This is a genomic window from Pedobacter foliorum (assembly GCF_013266735.1).
Lineage (GTDB): Bacteria > Bacteroidota > Bacteroidia > Sphingobacteriales > Sphingobacteriaceae > Pedobacter > Pedobacter foliorum.
Window position 1 is genome coordinate 205,253 of sequence record NZ_JABSNU010000002.1, and the last position, 18,065, is coordinate 223,317.

Annotated in this window: 13 protein-coding genes; 10 read left to right on the forward strand and 3 right to left on the reverse strand. The window is 37.9% G+C overall.

Features of this window, described 5'->3' with window-relative positions; genetic code table 11:
• Positions 1–500: 500 nt before the first annotated feature.
• The 3 genes from HQN83_RS04675 to HQN83_RS04685 all read left to right on the forward strand — a co-directional run bounded on the left by HQN83_RS04675 (position 501) and on the right by HQN83_RS04685 (position 5,547).
• The gene (locus tag HQN83_RS04675) at positions 501–671 is read left to right on the forward strand and encodes a hypothetical protein (RefSeq protein ID WP_173089148.1); all 171 of its coding nucleotides are present in this window, start codon (positions 501–503) and stop codon (positions 669–671) included.
• 29 nt (positions 672–700) lie between these two features.
• Positions 701–2,986, forward strand: a complete 2,286-nt coding sequence (locus HQN83_RS04680) for a glycosyl hydrolase family 95 catalytic domain-containing protein (protein ID WP_173089150.1) — start codon at positions 701–703, stop codon at positions 2,984–2,986.
• A gap of 107 nt (positions 2,987–3,093) precedes the next feature.
• On the forward strand, positions 3,094–5,547 hold the full coding sequence (locus HQN83_RS04685) for a glycoside hydrolase family 95 protein (RefSeq protein ID WP_173089152.1): 2,454 nt from the start codon (positions 3,094–3,096) through the stop codon (positions 5,545–5,547).
• A gap of 2 nt (positions 5,548–5,549) precedes the next feature.
• Here the strand turns inward: HQN83_RS04685 and HQN83_RS04690 are convergent, their stop codons facing one another.
• Positions 5,550–5,858: a GNAT family N-acetyltransferase gene (locus HQN83_RS04690; protein ID WP_173089154.1), complete on the reverse strand. Its 309-nt coding sequence runs from the start codon at positions 5,856–5,858 to the stop codon at positions 5,550–5,552.
• A 166-nt stretch (positions 5,859–6,024) separates the two neighbouring features.
• Between HQN83_RS04690 and HQN83_RS04695 the strand changes: the two genes are divergently transcribed.
• Genes HQN83_RS04695 through HQN83_RS04710 form a run of 4 tightly spaced genes read left to right on the forward strand, consistent with a single transcriptional unit; the run spans position 6,025 to position 12,997 of the window.
• The gene (locus HQN83_RS04695) at positions 6,025–8,346 is read left to right on the forward strand and encodes a PSD1 and planctomycete cytochrome C domain-containing protein (protein WP_173089156.1); all 2,322 of its coding nucleotides are present in this window, start codon (positions 6,025–6,027) and stop codon (positions 8,344–8,346) included.
• 3 nt (positions 8,347–8,349) lie between these two features.
• Positions 8,350–9,798: a DUF1501 domain-containing protein gene (locus HQN83_RS04700; protein WP_173089158.1), complete on the forward strand. Its 1,449-nt coding sequence runs from the start codon at positions 8,350–8,352 to the stop codon at positions 9,796–9,798.
• A gap of 10 nt (positions 9,799–9,808) precedes the next feature.
• A complete protein-coding gene (locus HQN83_RS04705) occupies positions 9,809–10,834 on the forward strand; it encodes an NHL repeat-containing protein (protein WP_173089160.1) in 1,026 nt (341 codons plus the stop codon).
• A 6-nt stretch (positions 10,835–10,840) separates the two neighbouring features.
• On the forward strand, positions 10,841–12,997 hold the full coding sequence (locus HQN83_RS04710; RefSeq protein WP_173089162.1) for a c-type cytochrome domain-containing protein: 2,157 nt from the start codon (positions 10,841–10,843) through the stop codon (positions 12,995–12,997).
• Between the two features lie 144 nt (positions 12,998–13,141).
• Here HQN83_RS04710 and HQN83_RS04715 read toward each other — a convergent pair whose 3' ends face one another.
• Together HQN83_RS04715 and HQN83_RS04720 are read right to left on the reverse strand one after the other, a co-directional pair.
• Positions 13,142–13,720 (reverse strand): DUF4142 domain-containing protein, encoded by a 579-nt coding sequence (locus HQN83_RS04715; RefSeq protein ID WP_173089164.1) that lies wholly within the window; start codon positions 13,718–13,720, stop codon positions 13,142–13,144.
• 79 nt (positions 13,721–13,799) lie between these two features.
• Positions 13,800–15,740, reverse strand: coding sequence for a PAS domain-containing sensor histidine kinase (locus HQN83_RS04720; RefSeq protein WP_173089166.1), 1,941 nt, complete (start codon positions 15,738–15,740; stop codon positions 13,800–13,802).
• A 117-nt stretch (positions 15,741–15,857) separates the two neighbouring features.
• Here HQN83_RS04720 and HQN83_RS04725 point away from each other — a divergent pair, with 117 nt between their 5' ends.
• From HQN83_RS04725 to HQN83_RS04735, 3 genes are read left to right on the forward strand one after another with little or no spacing between them, the layout of a single operon-like run.
• Positions 15,858–16,490 (forward strand): TetR/AcrR family transcriptional regulator, encoded by a 633-nt coding sequence (locus HQN83_RS04725; RefSeq protein WP_246254290.1) that lies wholly within the window; start codon positions 15,858–15,860, stop codon positions 16,488–16,490.
• 7 nt (positions 16,491–16,497) lie between these two features.
• Positions 16,498–16,722: a hypothetical protein gene (locus HQN83_RS04730; protein ID WP_173089168.1), complete on the forward strand. Its 225-nt coding sequence runs from the start codon at positions 16,498–16,500 to the stop codon at positions 16,720–16,722.
• Positions 16,723–16,733: 11 nt separating this feature from the next.
• Positions 16,734–18,020, forward strand: a complete 1,287-nt coding sequence (locus HQN83_RS04735) for an MFS transporter (protein ID WP_173089170.1) — start codon at positions 16,734–16,736, stop codon at positions 18,018–18,020.
• The last annotated feature ends 45 nt before the right edge of the window (positions 18,021–18,065 follow it).

The following is an 18,065-nucleotide window of genomic DNA, read 5'->3' on the forward strand; positions in this document are numbered from 1 at the left end:
AGCATTAGAGTTTAATCGGCCGGTCATCCTGAATTTATTTCAGGACCCCTCAAGAGAAAGAAAGCCTTGCTAGTGCGAGGTCCTGAAATAAATTTACTGTTGTCCGGAGAAAGTTTTATAATAAATTTTAACCGGACAGCCGACTTACAAATGGCTGCAATATTTGGCTTCTGAAATATTATTTTCCTGAATATTGCAGCTATAAAGAGTTAAGAATGCTAAAACACGAATTATAATCTAATTTTCTCCGGACAGCCGGATTTAAATAGGAATTTTAAAAATGGGAAAAACAGAGGGCTTGCTTTTTCAAAAGACAAAAAAAACACTGTTTTTAGCTTAATTTAAATGATTTAATGGTGTGTTTAGATTTTAACCGGACAACAGTGAAATAAATTCAGGATGACGACTGCTTTAGCAAGTTCGTGTAGTTTTCAAATACCATTAATTATTTTTTTCACGGAAGGTTTATAGCCGAAAGGCTTTTTCCTATAATTTTTTTTATGAAACGCTTTAAAAAAGCAATGCGTTTTTCGGGACTCATTGTATTGATAATATTGGCTTGTTTTGGAATAGGACTAGGCGGTACTCCGCCGGTAATACCGGTTTTGAGAACCAAGCAAGAAACAGAATTGTCTGAAACCAAGGATGATGATGAAAATGAAAGAAAATAACTTACTTTTAATATAGGTTAGGAAATCTTATGAACAAAACAATTGCATTACTCCTTTTTACTTTTGCATCAATCACAGCAATTGGGCAAAGTCCAAAACATGATTTACGATTCAATAAACTGGCATCCCAATGGGATGAAGCTATCCCTTTGGGTAATGGAACATTAGGCGCTTTAATTTGGCAAAAAGGAGAGCGATTGAGGTTTTCTTTAGATAGAGTCGATGTTTGGGATATGCGCCCTATGAAAGGCTTACACCGTAAAGAATTCAGTTATCAATGGGTAATAGATCAGGTAAATAAAAAGGATTACGCCCCAGTCCAGCAGTATTTTGATGCGCCTTATGATAATGAGCCGGCACCTTCAAAAATACCAGGAGGTGCTCTTGAATTTGAAACCAAAGATTGGGGTAAGGCGCAAGATGTGCATTTGTCTATAAAAGATGCAGTTTGTGAAGTTAAATGGGCAAATGGAGTTATACTAAAAACTTTTGTTGATGCAGTAAAACCACTTGGCTGGTTCAGATTTGAAAATGTAAGTGGTGATTTTAAACCACATTTAATAGCACCAAGATATCAGGGAGAAGTTAAAGTTTCGGGTGATCCGGTGGGTGGTGATGACCTGTCGAGATTAGGATATAAGCAGGGAATGATTAAACAAAACGGGAACAGCATCACTTATCATCAGGAAGGATGGGGCGGATTTACTTACGATATTAACGTTAGATGGAAAAGGGTTGACAGCAAAACTGTTGAGGGCGTTTGGAGCATTTCCTCACAGTACCCTAGTAAGCCAGTAAATAAAAAGGCGGCGGTAGTTACTCAAGATGCCATTTCAGCTAATTTTAATAAGGACTTAACTGCCCATACTAAATGGTGGGGTAATTTTTGGAGTAAGTCGGCAATTCACGTGCCTGATACTTTGATAGAAAAACAATGGTATTTGGAACAGTATAAGTTTGGTTCGGTAGCCAGAGCCGATGCACCCCCGATTTCATTGCAGGCAGTGTGGACTGCAGACAATGGCAGAATACCACCATGGAAAGGTGATTATCATCATGATTTAAATACCCAGCTTAGTTATTGGCCTTCTTATAGTGGTAACCACCTTGATGAGGCGATGGGTTACATCAATCACATGGAAGAGAATAAAGCAAACTATAAACGTTATACTAAGCTTTATTTTGGTACAGATGGAATTGCAGTACCCGGTGTAACTACTTTGGATGGTACAGAAATGGGCGGATGGATACAGTATTCATTATCGCCAACCGTTTCTTCATGGTTAGGTCAGCATTATTACCTGCAATGGCGCTACAGCATGGATAGGACTTTTCTTAAAAATAAAACTTATCCATGGATCAAAGGAGCTGCCATATTTCTGGAAAATATAACTGTTAAAGATGCAAATGGATACAGAAAATTAAAAATCAGTTCAAGTCCTGAAATTAACGACAATGACCTTAGCGCATGGTTTTCAGAAAATACAAACTATGATCTTGCTCTAATGAAGTTTACCTTTAAGGCAGCGGCAGAATTAGCTACTGAACTTGGATTAAAAACTGAGGCTGCTAAGTGGACCAAATTGTTAAATGAGTTTGATGATTTTTCAATAACGGATAACGATGAACTTAAATTTGCACCTAGTTTAAACTACAAAGAATCGCACAGGCATTTTTCTCATATGATGGCAATTCATCCATTGGGATTAATAAAATGGGAAGATGGAGCGAAAGCACAGTCTATTATAAAAAATACAATTCAGCTATTAGATAAAATCGGACCAGATTACTGGTGCGGTTATTCTTATTCATGGCTTGCAAATATGAAGGCAAGAGCCAAAGATGGAGAAGGTGCTGCAAAAGATCTGCAAATATTCGCAAAGGCTTTTTGTTCTATAAATAGCTTCCACTTAAACGGAGATCAAACAAAAACAGGGTTGTCGAAATTTCAATACAGGCCTTTTACACTTGAAGGAAATTTTGCATTTGCAGCTGGTTTGCAAGAAATGCTATTACAGAGTTACGCCGGCTTTATTGAAATTATGCCTGCCATACCTGCCGAATGGAAAGACGCTTCGTTTGAAAACTTACGTACCGAAGGTGCATTTTTGGTAAGCGCTAAAAAAGCAGGTGGACAGGTAGATGAAGTTAAAATAGTTTCCGAAAAGGGCGGTGTAACGAAATTGAAGCTTCCATTTAAGACGCATTTTATTGTCTCAAATAAAGATTTTAAAGTAAAGTCTGATGGAAATGGATTTTTAGAATTGACGGCTAAGCCAGGTGCGGTATTGGTGTTGAAAAATGGTTATGAATAAGCACCTCTCTTTAGAATGCCAATATTGCTTAATAATTTGACAAATACAGCTAATTTCTAAAGCTGTAATGTCCTTTCTTTGAGTACCAAATAAAATAATTACTAAAGATGAATTTGTCCCAAAAGACCTGCATTTCGTTTTTTTGCTTCACCTTAAGTGGTTTGTCGCTATTCGCACAGACAGATCAGGAAGTAAAATTTAAATCTCCAGCTAACCATTTTACTGAATCTAGTCCTGTTGGCAATGGTCGACTAGGCGCTATGGTATTTGGTAATCCAAACAAAGAAAGGATTGTTTTAAACGAAATTTCTATGTGGTCGGGTGGGGTAGAAAATCCAAATAGGAACGATGCCGCAACTCATTTGCCGGTTATTCAACAATTACTGAAGGATGGTAAAAATAAAGAGGCACAAGAGCTGTTACAAAAGTATTTTACAAGCGCCGGAGCCGGTTCTGGTTTTGGTAATGGAGCAAACGTAAAGTTTGGATGCTACCAGATACTTTCAGATATGTTTATCAATTGGAGAGATACAACTGCAAAAGTAACGGGTTACAAAAGAACTTTAAATATAGATAAAGCCATTTCTGTTACAGAATGGAGTAGATCTGGCGTGAACTTTAAAGAAGAAGTAATTGTAAGTGCTCCTCAGCAAGCCATTATTATTCGTTTAACTTCCAGTAGACCAAAAGCGTTAAATTTTGATCTGTCGTTAAGCAGGAAAGAAAATGCAGCGTTTTCGTCGCAGGGAAATGGACTTACTATGACAGGGCAATTACCTGCAGGTGATGGCGACAAAGGAATTCTTTTCGCAGCCTTTGCAAAAGCCATTTCATCGACAGGAAAAATAACCGCTAAAAATAATTCACTTACAGTTGATGGCGCAACAGAATGTCTTATTGTAATTAGTGCTGCAACAGACATGAACTGGCCAAACGTAACGCAACGTGGTGCTGCACCATTACCTGTAGCTAAAAAATACGTTGATGAGGCAAGCAAACTTCCATGGCTAACTTTGCAAGCAAAGCAACGCGAAGATTTTCAAGCTTACTATAATCGTTGTAAGATTCAGCTTGGAGATAAAGAGGATGCCGCTATTGCAGCACTTTCTACAGCAGAGCGACTGATGCGTTTTGCTAAAGGAGATCGTGATGTAACCCTGCCAGCCTTGTATTTTAATTTTGGTAGATACCTTTTGATTTCAAGTTCTCGCCCTGGAGGCTTGCCTGCCAACCTGCAAGGGATTTGGGCTGAAGAGTATCAAACTCCATGGAATGGAGATTATCACTTAGATATAAACGTTCAAATGAATTACTGGTTAGCTGAGAATACAAACTTAGCTGACATACATAAACCCCTAATTGAGTTCACTAAATTTTTGGTTGCCCCAGGACAGAAAACGGCAAAGGCCTATTATAACAGCACAGGTTGGGTTGCGCACGTGATCGCAAATCCATGGGGATTTACTGCTCCAGGTGAGCATGCCTCATGGGGTTCAGTACTTTCTGGCGGTGCATGGTTAAGCAGTCATTTATGGCAACATTATCTGTATAACCCAAATAAAAAGACATTAGCAGAGATTTATCCGGTACTAAAAGGAGCAACAAAATTTTATACCGATATCTTAATTGAAGATCCGGTAACAAAATGGTTAGTAACTGCACCGTCAAACTCTCCTGAAAACTCCTATAAAACAGAGGAAGGCTTTGAGGGACAAACTACAATGGGTCCAACTATGGATATGCAGATAGGAAGAGAAATGATGAGTAATACCATCGCTGCGGCTAAGTTGTTAGGAGTAGATAAAAGCTGGACAGACAGTTTACAGCAATTAAAAGCCCGTTTAGCTCCTAATCAGATCAGCAAAAGAACTGGCGGGATACAAGAATGGATTAGAGATTATGAAGATCCTGAGGTAACGCATCGTCATGTTTCCCATTTGTATGGCTTGTATCCTTATGATGAAATCACTCAGTTAGAAACACCTCTATTAATGCAAGCAGCCAGAAAAACCTTGGAGAGAAGAGGTGATGGAGGTACTGGTTGGTCGAGAGCATGGAAGGTAAACTTCTGGGCTAGACTTGGTGATGGTGATCATGCATGGAAGGTTTTTAAAGCGCTACTGGCACCTGCTGTTGCTGGAAGCACGATTTCTATGACAAGCGGTGCGGGAACTTATGCTAATCTGTTTTGTGCACATCCACCATTCCAGATTGATGGAAATTTTGGTGGTACAGCAGCTATAGCTGAAATGTTGTTGCAAAGTAATGGCAAGAACTCTGTGATACGCTTGTTACCTGCATTACCAACAAATGCTGATTGGAGCAGTGGTAATGTAAATGGAATGCGTGCAAGAAATGGTTTTGAGCTTAGTTTTAGCTGGAAGAACAGTAAACTAACCAAGGCTGAGATATTGTCAGTAAGCGGAGCTGAATGTTATGTTCAGTTATCAGCTGGAACATCTGTTTACAATAGTGCAGGTAAAAAGGTGGCACTAAATACCGAAGCTGGTAATGTAGTTAGCTTTAATACCACTAAAGGAAGCAAATATTTTATAAAGTAAGTTTAAAAAGGATGTACACTTTCATCTAAAATTCTATTCCATTCCCTATGTCTTTTTAAGTATGTTACTACAAACGGACATAAGGGAATGAGTTTATAACCATTGTCTTCTATATAGGTTAATGTTTTCTCAACTATTGCAGTTGCGGTTCCTCTTCCTTTAAGCTCTTCAGGAGCTTCCGTATGAATAAGCCATATCTTTTTTCCGTGTTCCTTGTAATCTATAAAGGTTACATAATCATCTGTTTTAAGTTCAAATCTGTTTTTCTCTGTATTTTTAGTCAGAGGTAAATCGTTAAATTCTATATTCATTTTTTATAGTATTTAGTGTGATATATGCTATAACAATTTAAGCATTTAAAAGTTTATTCCAGGTTTTTGTGAAAAATAATAATTGCTATTTAAAGTATTTATTTTAACTTTATAAAACAGGGTAAACGAAAGTTTGTCCATACAATTGAAACCAAATTTAGAACGTATGTACCGTAGGCTTTTTTATTTAATGCTGACGTTGTTTGCTATTGTATATGTTATTCAGGCATGTAACAGTCCCTCTACCGGCCATGTTGCCGAGGAACAGCTGCCTGATACCATTAGCTACAATTTTAATGTCAGACCAATTCTTTCAGACAAATGTTTTATTTGCCATGGCCCCGATGCGAATAAACGGGAAGCAGATTTAAGGCTGGATATTGCAGAGGAAGCGTATAAAGCATTAAAGGAAAACCCTTCGGTACATGCTCTTGTTCCATTTAAACCTAATGCCTCAGAAGTATTTTTAAGGATTGCTTCAAAAGACTCGGCATACATGATGCCTCCAAAAGATTCAAACCTCAAATTAACTGCTAATGAGATTTCTATTATAGAGAAATGGATTAAGCAAGGTGCTAAATACGAAAAGCACTGGGCCTTTACTCCTCCAAAAGCACCACAAATGCCTAAGGTTAAGGATGCTAAATGGACTAAAAATGAAATAGATTACTTTGTGCTTGATAAACTTGAGCATAAGGGAATAGCGCCTAATCCTGAAGCTGATAAGGAAAGATTATTGAAACGCGTTAGTCTGGATATTACAGGTTTACCTCCTTCAATTGAGGTGATGGATAAGTTTTTAGCTGACTCTAGCAGTAATGCCTACGAAAAAGCAGTTAATGCTTTATTGGCAAGCCCTGCCTATGGCGAAAGAATGGCTTTGCATTGGTTAGATGTTGCCAGGTATGCGGATTCTCATGGTTATCAGGATGATGGTTACCGTACTCAATGGCCATGGAGAGATTGGGTAATTCATGCTTTTAATGAAAATATGCCTTACAACAAGTTTGTGAGCTGGCAGCTTGCCGGAGATTTGATGCCTAATGCATCTAAAGAACAGCTTTTAGCTACAGGCTTTAACAGAAATCATAAAATTACTGAAGAGGGCGGTGTTATTGATGAAGAATATCGCGTTGAATACGTTACTGATCGTACCAATACTTTTGGTAAAGCTATTATAGGGGTTACGCTTGAATGTGCTCATTGTCACGACCATAAATACGATCCTTTCTCGCAAAAAGAATATTATCAGGTATTTGCCTTTTTTAATAACATAAAGGAGGTAGGTCTCGAATCGGTTATTGGTGGACCGGAGACTTATGCTAAGAAACCTCTTATGGAAATCAGCAATGCTGATGTAAAGGATATCATGAAATTCATCAATAAGCAAGATACAGGTAAGTTAATCGTATCTATTATGGGCGATCAGGATACCGTTCGCAAAACCTATTTGCTAAAGCGGGGCGTGTACGATGCGCATGGCGAGGAAGTAAAGCCAGGAACCCCTAAATCATTACTTTCATTCGACGAGAAATATCCTAAAAACAGATTAGGACTAACCCAGTGGTTGTTTGATAAGAAAAACCCACTTACTTCAAGAGTGTTTGTAAATCAGGTATGGCAAGAGTTTTTTGGTCGCGGTATCGTTAAAACCTCCGGAGATTTCGGAATGCAGGGTGAACTGCCTTCTCATCCGGAATTACTGGACTGGCTTGCGGTTGACTTCATGAATCATGGTTGGGATATCAAGCGTTTGGTGAAACAAATTACATTATCTGCAACCTACAGGCAATCGGCTGTAGTCTCGCCTGAAAAACTAAAAACAGATCCGGATAACATCCTTTTAGCAAGAGCACCGCGTTACCGTATTCCCGCAGAATTGGTTCGTGATGTGGTACTTTCAAGCAGCGGTTTGTTGGTGAATACCATAGGAGGCCCAAGCGTTAAGCCATATCAGCCAGCAGGGCTTTGGGAAGCTGCTACATCTGGTCGTGGAATATTAGCTAATTATAAGCAAGATCATAAAGAGAGTTTATACCGTAGGGGGATGTATACTTTTATTAAGAGAACGGTACCGCCTCCTGTGATGGGAATTTTTGATGCCAGTAATAGGGATCAGTGTGAGGTGAAAAGGCTAAAGACCAACACTCCACTTCAAGCATTGGTAATGATGAACGATCCGACAGTATTGGAAGCTTCGCGTGTTTTGGCTGATAAGTTATTACAGGAGAATGGAACAGCTGAATCGAAAATCAGCAAAGCATTTAGAAAGATTGTATGTCGAAAACCAAAGGATAAAGAAATAAAATTACTGGCATCGTATTATGCAGATCAGCTGAAGGTATTTAAGCAAAAATCTAATGCAGATAAAGTTTTAGCAGTTGGAGAGTATCCGATTTCTGCAAAAGCCAACAAGACTGAGCTTGCTGCCATGATGGGAGTAATAGCTACAATATATAATTTAGAAGAAACGATTACAAAATCCTGATTTATGGAAAAGAATATTTTGGAGCATGGGCTTAATTTTAACAGACGTCGTTTTCTTTCAAGATTAAGTTTAGGGTTAGGGAGTGTTGCACTCGGATCATTATTAATTCCAGATTTGTTTACAGGAGCTATGGAAGAAGCCGGTCTTCCTCCAGGGATTCCTGATTTTGCTCCCAAAGCTAAAAGGGTGATTTATCTGTTTCAGAATGGTGCACCGTCACAATTGGAATCTTTTGATTACAAGCCTAAACTTAGAGAGATGATGGGGCAGGAGTTGCCGCCATCCATCAGGGCCGGTCAGCGCCTTACCGGTATGACTGCAGGTCAATCGTCGTTTCCTTTGGTAGGTTCCTATTATGATTTTAAACAGTATGGACAATCAAGAGCATGGATTAGTGATCTGTTTCCCCATACAGCCAAAGTTGTAGATGACATTTGCATCATCAAATCGATGCATACCGAGGCGATCAATCATGATCCGGCACTAACATTTTTTCAAACCGGAGCACAACAAGGGAATAGACCAAGCATGGGTGCATGGCTTAGCTATGGTTTAGGTAGTGAAAACAAAAACCTACCAGCCTTTACAGTACTGCTTTCGCGTGGTAAAGGTAACGGACAGGGTGTATACTCAAAACTGTGGACAAACGGATTCCTGGATTCAACACATCAGGGAGTTCAGTTTAGCAGTGGCGAGGATCCGGTACTTTATTTAAAAGATCCTGAAGGACTGAACAGATTTGAGCGCAGAAAAATGCTTGATAAACTGGCAGAGATGAATGAAATGTCTTATCAGGAATTTAATGATCCGGAGATCACTGCAAAAGTGCAACAATATGAAATGGCATACAGAATGCAAACTGCTGTTCCTGAAGTAACTGATATTTCTAAAGAACCAGATGATATTATAAAACTTTACGGACCTGATTGTTTGGTTCCGGGAACTTTTGCTGCCAATTGTTTACTGGCGCGTAAGTTAAGCGAAAATGGAGTTCGTTTTGTACAACTGTATCATCAGGGATGGGATCAGCATGGTAATTTACCTAATGAAATGGCAGGTCAGGCTAAAGATGTTGATCAGGCATCAGCAGCTTTAATAACTGATTTGAAACAAAGAGGATTACTTGATGAAACCTTGGTCATATGGGGAGGTGAATTTGGCCGTACCAATTATAGCCAGGGAGCAATGACCAAAGATAATTATGGTCGTGATCACCATCCACGCTGCTTTAGTATTTGGATGGCAGGCGGTGGAATTAAACCTGGAGTGTATGGTGAATCGGATGAGTTTGGATATAACATTATAAAAGACCCAGTGCATGTTAACGATTTTCATGCAACGGTTCTTAATCAATTAGGATTAAATCACGAGAAGCTTACATTTAAACATTTAGGCCGTCGCTATAGATTAACAGATGTGGCAGGCAAAGTAATTAAAGACATTATAGCATAAACAATATTTTATGAAAAGAAGAGAGTTTGTAAAGCATACAGCAGTAGTTTCGGCAGGGTTTTTTATTATGAAAGACACATTTGCTCAATCCAAAGGACCTGAATATGGTCATAATAACATGCGTTATACCATGGATAATAAATGGGGACAATTGAACCCGTTAAAAAATCCGGTAAATGATTGTCATGAGATGGTACAGGACAAGAAGGGAAGAATTCTTTTACTCACAAATGAGACTAAAAACAACGTACTGATTTATAATAAATCGGGTAAGTTGTTAGATTCCTGGGGTCATGAATTTCCGGGAGCACACGGATTAACGCTTGCAAAAGAAGGCAGTAAAGAATTTCTTTTTATTACAGATACCAACAGACATCAAGTGTTTAAAACCACTTTAGATGGGAAGATATTGATGACACTTGACTGTCCGATGGAAACCGGCGTGTATAAAAAGAACGAAGAATTTGTACCTACTGAAGTAGCTGTTGCCGACAATGGCGATTTCTTTATCGCAGATGGTTATGGCTTACAGTATGTTATGCACTATAATTCCGAAGGTAAACTACTGAGCTTTTTTGGTGGAAGAGGTACGGAAACAAAGAATTTGGATAATGCACATGGCGTTTGTATAGATAAAAGACAAGGTGAAGCAACTTTGCTAGTTACAGATCGTACCCGCAATTGCTTTAAGCGCTTTGATATGGCTGGAAATTTAAAGGAAGTAATTGCCCTTCCTGGAGCTTGTGTTTGCAGACCGGTTATTAAAAATGATTATTTATATGCTGCGGTATTACGCTCGCCAGATTTGAATAAAGAGGGTAGTGGCTTTGTTACCATTTTAGATAAGAATAATAAAGTGGTTTCTAATATTGGAGGCAGCAAGCCAGTTTATACTGATGGTGTTTTACAGCCGATGTCTCAGGCAGAGAAAATCTTTCTGAATCCGCATGATGTATGCGTAGATGACGATGAGAATCTTTATGTGGCACAGTGGGCGTCTGGAAAAGTTTATCCTTATAAATTTACCCGCGTATAAGTTTCTATGAAGATTACGCTTAAGGGTTTTACAGAAAATGCATTATTTGCGTTAAACATTTTTATTGTCTTCTTATTGGTATTTGGCGACAAGATTTCTGTGCCATATTGGTTACAGCCATTAGGAAGGCTGCATCCAATGGTACTGCATTTTCCAATTGTACTTTTAATGCTGGCCATGCTGCTGGAGTTCTTTCGTTTTAAAGAATCGTATACTGGAGAAAAGCTATATCAGAATTTTACCACAGGGTTATTGTTAACCGGAGTTTTGTTATCTGCGGTAACGGTTGTTATGGGGCTGTTTCTATCGAAAGAGGAAGGATATAGCGGTAGTACTTTGCAATGGCATAAATGGACAGGAGTAAGCATTGTCTTTATTTCTTCAATTATCTATTGGTCTAGAAATTCTGCCTGGTATAAGGCACCCGTGGCTAAAATTGGAGCGGTTATTACTGTTTTATGCTTAATTCTTACTGGCCATTATGGAGCATCATTAACTCATGGAGATAATTTTGTTCTGGCAGCAGTTACGCCTGCAAAAGAAAGGGTGCCGGTTGATAAGGCTATAGTTTTTGATGACGTGATCATGCCCATATTTAATGAGAAGTGTTTAAGCTGTCATAATTTAGATAAGGCAAAGGGCAGCTTAATTCTGACCGATGCTAAGTCGATGCTTAAAGGAGGAAAGACCGGTAAGTTATTTGTGCCTGGCAAACCAGAAATAAGCTTGTTACTGGAAAGAATACATCTTCCTGTTGATGATAAAAAGCATATGCCGCCTAAGAGTAAATCTCAGTTGACAACTGAGGAAACCGCTATTTTAGCACTATGGATTAAGGGAAATGCTGATTTAAAGAAGAAAGTGTTAGATCTGCCGGCAAATGATTCACTAAGAGTACTTGCAGCTAATTTGTTAGGCCCTGTTGCATCTGCTGAGGAAAACTATGATTTTTCAGCTGCTGATGAAGCAACGGTTCAGAAATTAAATAACAATTACCGTGTGGTTTATCCTTTGGATAAGGTGTCGCCTGCATTAGAAGTAAACGTATACAATAGAAGTGTTTACAAACCTGAAGCTCTAAAGGAATTATCACCTATTAAAAAGCAGATTGTATCATTAAATCTAAATAATTTACCTGTTAAAGATGAAGAGTTAAAAACAATAGGGGAGTTTACAAATCTGCGTAGACTAAACTTAAACTTTACAGATGTTAAGGGTGATGGGCTTAAGTATTTAAAAACGCTAAGCTATTTAAAGGCGTTATCGCTATCAGGAACTAAGGTTAATTTCAATTCGGTTAAACAACTTGCCGGTATGAAAAACCTTAAGGAATTAACCTTGTGGAATACAGGATTAAGTGTAGCAGAGATTGCTCAATTACAAAAGTTGGGTAAAGGATTGGTAGTTATCGGTGGGTTTAAGGATGATGGAAAGAGTCCTGTTAAATTGAATCAGCCTCGTTTAAGTACAGATGTTTCTATTTTTAAAAGCACATTATCGCTTCAGATTAAACATCCTGTAAATGGGGTGCAAATTAGGTATACTACTGACGGATCGGAGCCTGATAGCCTTAAATCTCCATTGTACAATAAGGAAGTAATAATTAAAGAAACTACAACTTTAAAAGCAAAAGCATATAAAGTTGGCTGGTATAGCAGTGATGCAATCAGTTATAACTTTTATCAGAGTAATTACAAGCCTGATAGCATGGCTTTTTTATTACCACCGAATGAGAAGTACAAGTCTGATGGAACAAAGGTGTTGATTGATAATCAGCTAGGTGAGAATGATGTGAATACTGGAAAATGGATTGGTTTTAGAGAAAATAATATGGAAGCCATAATGTTCTTTAAACAGCCAATACCTTTAAAGTCAGTTACACTTAATGTAATGAGGCAGGTGCCTGCTTATATCTTGCTACCTCAGGAAGTAGAAATTTGGGGTGGTGCAGATAAAAAAAGTCTTCGTTTATTGAAGGTTATAAAGAATCAAATGCCAGCCAAAGATGAAGGTAATGCACTTGTGAAGCTAGATGCAAAGTTTGAACCTCACAATGTTTCTTGCGTAAAGATAGTGGGTAAAAACTTTAAGAAGCTACCACCGTGGCATCCTGGTAAAGGTGAACCAGCTTGGTTGTTTGTTGATGAGATATTTTTAAACTAAGCACCCGTTATGTGCGTGGTCGTGTCGTCATCCTGAATTTATTTCAGGACCCCTCAAGAGAAAAATAACCCAACCTGTGAGGGGTCCTGAAATAAATTCAGGATGACGATAAATTTAAGATAACGATAAAATCAGAATGACGACCTATTTTTTATTCAAGTCAAAACTTAAGTCTGTTGCTACTTTATAATGATCTTCTACCATACGAAGAGTTCTGGCTGCAAATCTTCTTACATCTATATCTCCGTATGTAGTTGCCGATTTAAATAAATCAAGAGTTTTTACATGATCTTTTACCACCATTCCCATGTAATGTTTGTCAAATTCAGCACCCGGCAATTTTGCTATTTCATTTAAATGGTTTTGATCTGCTGCAGGAATAGTAGTAGGAATTTTTATTTTTTTCTTGTCAGCCAGTTTCTGTAAATTAATGTTTGTTTTGGTATGTTCTTTAACCATGCGGGATGCAAATTCTTTAACTCTTGGATTGGTCGATTTTGATTCAGCTAGTTTCCCCATTTCTACCTCCATGTTACCGCCAATAGCCGCGCTTTCTAAAAAGAATTGCATTCCTTCACCACGGTTTACAGCCATAGTATCAGTCATTGTTTGTTCTATAGAAGAATCAGCCAAGGTATTAGTGGTGCTATTGTCTGTATTGCGGCACGCATTAAAAATAAGTGTACCAAGTAATACAGCTGGAAGTAAATTTCTAGTTTTCATGATTTCAGAGTTTAAGTTGGTTAGTTAATATAGCTACACTTAAATCTTGAAAATGTTTCTGAATTGTTAAAATAGTTTGCTATTCAATAGAATCTATAGCAGTTTCTTTATGCACAGGTATGCAGAAACAGAAAGTAGATCCTTTGTCTTTAGTGCTTTCTACCCATATTTTTCCTCCTTCACGCTTTATAATTTCAGAAGAAATATATAAGCCCAAACCAAGCCCTGCAAAGGTGTGCTGCATTTCACCTTTTACCCTGTAAAATTGTTCGAAAACTTTGTTCTGATCATCTATTGAAATGCCAACTCCAAAATCTTCAACACGTACAGTTACTTCATGGTCTTTTAACGAGGTTGATATTATGATTTCGTTCGCATTCGGCGAATATTTAATGGCATTTGTTATCAGGTTTGTAACTACCTGCCCGATCCTTTCTTTGTCGGCAAATACTATTCCTGTTGGGCTGTATTTTTCAATAAGTCTATGAGTTTCTGTGGTACGCTGAAGATCTTCAATCAGGTCTCTAATTAATAATTCGAAATTAAACTCCTGTGCATTGAACTGTAATTTACCTGAGTTTATTTTTGTAACATCAAGAAGATCATTAATGAGGCTGGTTAGGCGGTCTAGCTGACCATCCATTTTGTGCATCATCCTGGCTTCAACCATTTCTCCTTTTTTTAGGAGCATCTTTTCCATTACCTGCGTGTAGGCTTTTATACTGGTAACAGGAGTTTTTAATTCATGACTTGCAATCCCAATAAAGGCGTCTTTTTGTTGTTGCAGTTCTTTTTGTAAAGTGATATCAGTGCATGAGCCTATGTAGCCAGAAAAGCTTCCGTCGGTTCGGTATTGAGGTTGTCCGCTCGCAACACACCAGTGAAGTGTTCCGTCTACATGATTAATTCTGAATTCCACATCATGAAGGGTGTGGGTTGCAAGTGTGTCTAAAAATCGAGTTATTGAAGTTTTTCTATCTTCAATATAAACTGCATCTATCCATCCGGAAACCATGTTTTCATCATAAGAAAGACCGGTCCAGTCTATCCATGTTTGGTTAACATAGGTAATCGCTCCGTTTTCATTGCACATAAATAAACAGGCAGGGGAGGCAGATGTAATCTTTTTCAAAAGATGCTCACTATCGGCAAGGGCTTTCTTTAATTTTAATTGTTGTGCTAAACTCTTTTTTTCTTCGGTAATGTCTAGTAAGGTGCCAAGAATTCTGTATGGATTTCCATTAGTGTTGTAGTAAACTTTACCCTCCACTCTTACCCAGTGTACCGATTGGTCTTTCCACAATACCCTGGCTTCATAAAATAGTATTCCCTTTTTGAGTGCCTTTTTATGGCTCTTATTTCTTATTTTAAGATCGTCAGGATGGAAAACTTTAACATAATCAGCTCGACAAACCGGCTGATCAAATCCAAAAATATTGGCAAATCTTATGGAGGTAATCATTTCTCCACTTATGAGATCAAGATCATATGTGCCTAAATCCACCGCCTCAAGCGCTAGTCTGGTTCTTTCTTCTGCTTCTTCTAGCTGGCGTCTTGCGTTGACTTGATCAGCGATTCCTGCTATTTCTCTTTCTTGAAGCTTAAATAATTCTGTAACATTACTTGGTGAATGAATTAGGAACATCACATTTCCATCATCATCCAAAATAGGGGTGTTGGCTGTAGTCCAGTAACGCTCTTCAAACTTTGTGGTGTCAGGTATTGGAATGTCATAACGATAATTGCTCATCGTATGTGGTTTTTTAGTATGTATTGCCTCATTAAAAGAAAATATGGCTTGCTCTATATTTTTCGATTCATGATCAATAGGGTTAGCAGGAAATGCTGCAAAGACAGATTTTCCAATTAATGCATCTCGTTTAGTGTTTGTTGATTGTAGGTAAGCTTTATTTACCTCCAGAATTGTGTAATATGGACTGTCGGTGTTTATAATTAATTGCGCCAGAGGGCTATTGTTAAATATTTCTGTGTAGCCATTCCGAGAAATTCCTTTGTCCATATTTTTTGCTGCATCTTCCAAATCGATTCTAAATATATTAAAAAAAGCTAAAATGGGATGTTTTAAAAGTAGTGGACGTTGTCAATATTAGGATTTTAAAATATATTTCATAAATGAATGAATATTCATTTATATTTGTTCCTGAAATTGAAAGGCAGCATGAGAGTAAGAGATTTGAATAAAGTAGAACTGGTGAAACAGAAAGCAATGGAACTGCTTGTGAGGATAGGGTTTGAGGGTTTTACGATGAATAAGCTAGCTAAAGAGTGCGAAATATCTGTAGCTACATTGTACATCTATTATAAAGATAAAGATGACTTGATTTTGCAAATAGCAAAAGAAGAGGCCGAGCGAATGAGCAATGTTATGCTTGAGGATTTTGATCCGGAAGTATCCTTTGAAGTAGGTTTAAAGCAACAATGGAAAAACAGAGCAAAATGTATGCTCGAAAACAAAATAACATCTCAATTTCTTGAACAGCTGAGAACATCTACTTATCAGGAAGAGGTATATGGAACGATAGTGAGTAATTTCAAAATAACCCTTGGCAAATTCATGCATAACGCTATAAAGAAGGGCGAAATTAACGACATGCAATTAGAAGTTTATTGGTCAGTTGCTTTTGCCCCATTATATAACCTTGTAAGGTTTCATTTTGATGGAAGCAGCATTGGCGGAAGACCTTTCGTTTTAACAGATAAAGTACTCTGGGACACTTTTGAGCTAGTGTTGAAGGCACTGAAAAAATAATACACCTATGGAACCAGATTTTAAAGATATTCTGCTTTTTAAAACAAACATTCAGACGGCTGACGATAAAAATCTTATAGCCAAAGTAATGGAAAAGCACAAAATCAAACAATGGACAATTGATCAACAAGACGTTGATTGCGTGTTGCGTATTGTTTCTCCGGCGTTGAAATTAGAAGAGGTAATTCATCTGGTTTCAAAAAATGGATATCAATGCGAAGAACTGATTTAATTAAAAAAACTATGGAACAATCCTCTACTAATACAATTTTACCCTTTAGTAATTATCAGAAATTGGTAATTGCATTATTGGCTTTACTTCAATTTACAATAGTCCTTGATTTTATGGTATTAGCACCCCTGGGTGATTACTTAATGAAATCATTGGCAATCACTCCAAAAGGTTTCGGATTGGTGGTGTCTTCTTATGCGTTTAGTGCCGGAGCATCTGGGATATTAGCCGCTGGCTTTGCTGATAAGTTTGATAGAAAGAAACTACTTCTGTTTTTTTATATAGGATTTATAGTAGGTACGTTAGGTTGTGCCTTATCAACCACCTATTATATGCTCTTAGGAGCCAGAATAATAACCGGATTATTTGGAGGTGTTATTGGGGCAATTTCTATGACAATTATGGCCGATCTTTTTGAAGTTAATCAGCGAGGCAGAGTGATGGGCTATGTGCAGATGGCTTTTGCCGCAAGCCAGGTTTTAGGTATTCCGGTAGGTCTTTATTTTGCTAATCTTTGGGGCTGGCATTCTTCATTTTTAATGATAGTTGCTTTGGCAGTTGTTGTCGCAATCTTCATTATCGTAAAGATTAAACCAATAGATAAGCACCTGGCATTACAGTCTGATAAAAGTGCTTTTTTACATCTATGGCATGCGGTTTCGAACAAATCTTATCAAACAGGTTTCATTGCTACTGCTTTTTTAAGCATAGGAGGTTTTATGTTGATGCCATTTAGTAGTGCATTTCTAATCAATAATATAAAAATTACGCCACATCAGTTACCAATGGTATTCATGTTTACCGGTATTGCCTCTATTATTGTAATGCCTTTGATTGGAAAACTAAGTGATAAGGTTGATAAGTTTATGCTGTTTACGGCCGGATCTGCGCTGGCAATCGTTATGATTTTGATTTATACAAACCTGGCAGCCATTCCACTTTGGCAGGTTGTGGTAATTAACATGGTGTTGTTTATGGGGGTTATGAGCAGGATGATTCCGGCAACAACGCTTACCATGAGTATACCTGATATGAAAGATAGGGGGGCTTTTATGAGCGTTAATTCTTCGCTTCAACAGATGGCTGGGGGTATTGCCGCATTGTGCGCTGGATTGATCGTTACTCAAAAAAGTAACACAAGTCCACTTGAGAATTACGGTATTCTAGGTTTGGTAGTTTCGGTAGTAATTGCCATTTGTTGTTTCTTTGTTTATCGCGTTAGTGTTATGGTAAAGAAGAAACAAGCTAATGCGGTTGAAAGCTTACCGAAAGAGGAATTTCAATTATCAGAAGTTTAATAGAAGTTTATTACATCATTTATCCCGAATGATGTAATAAACTTC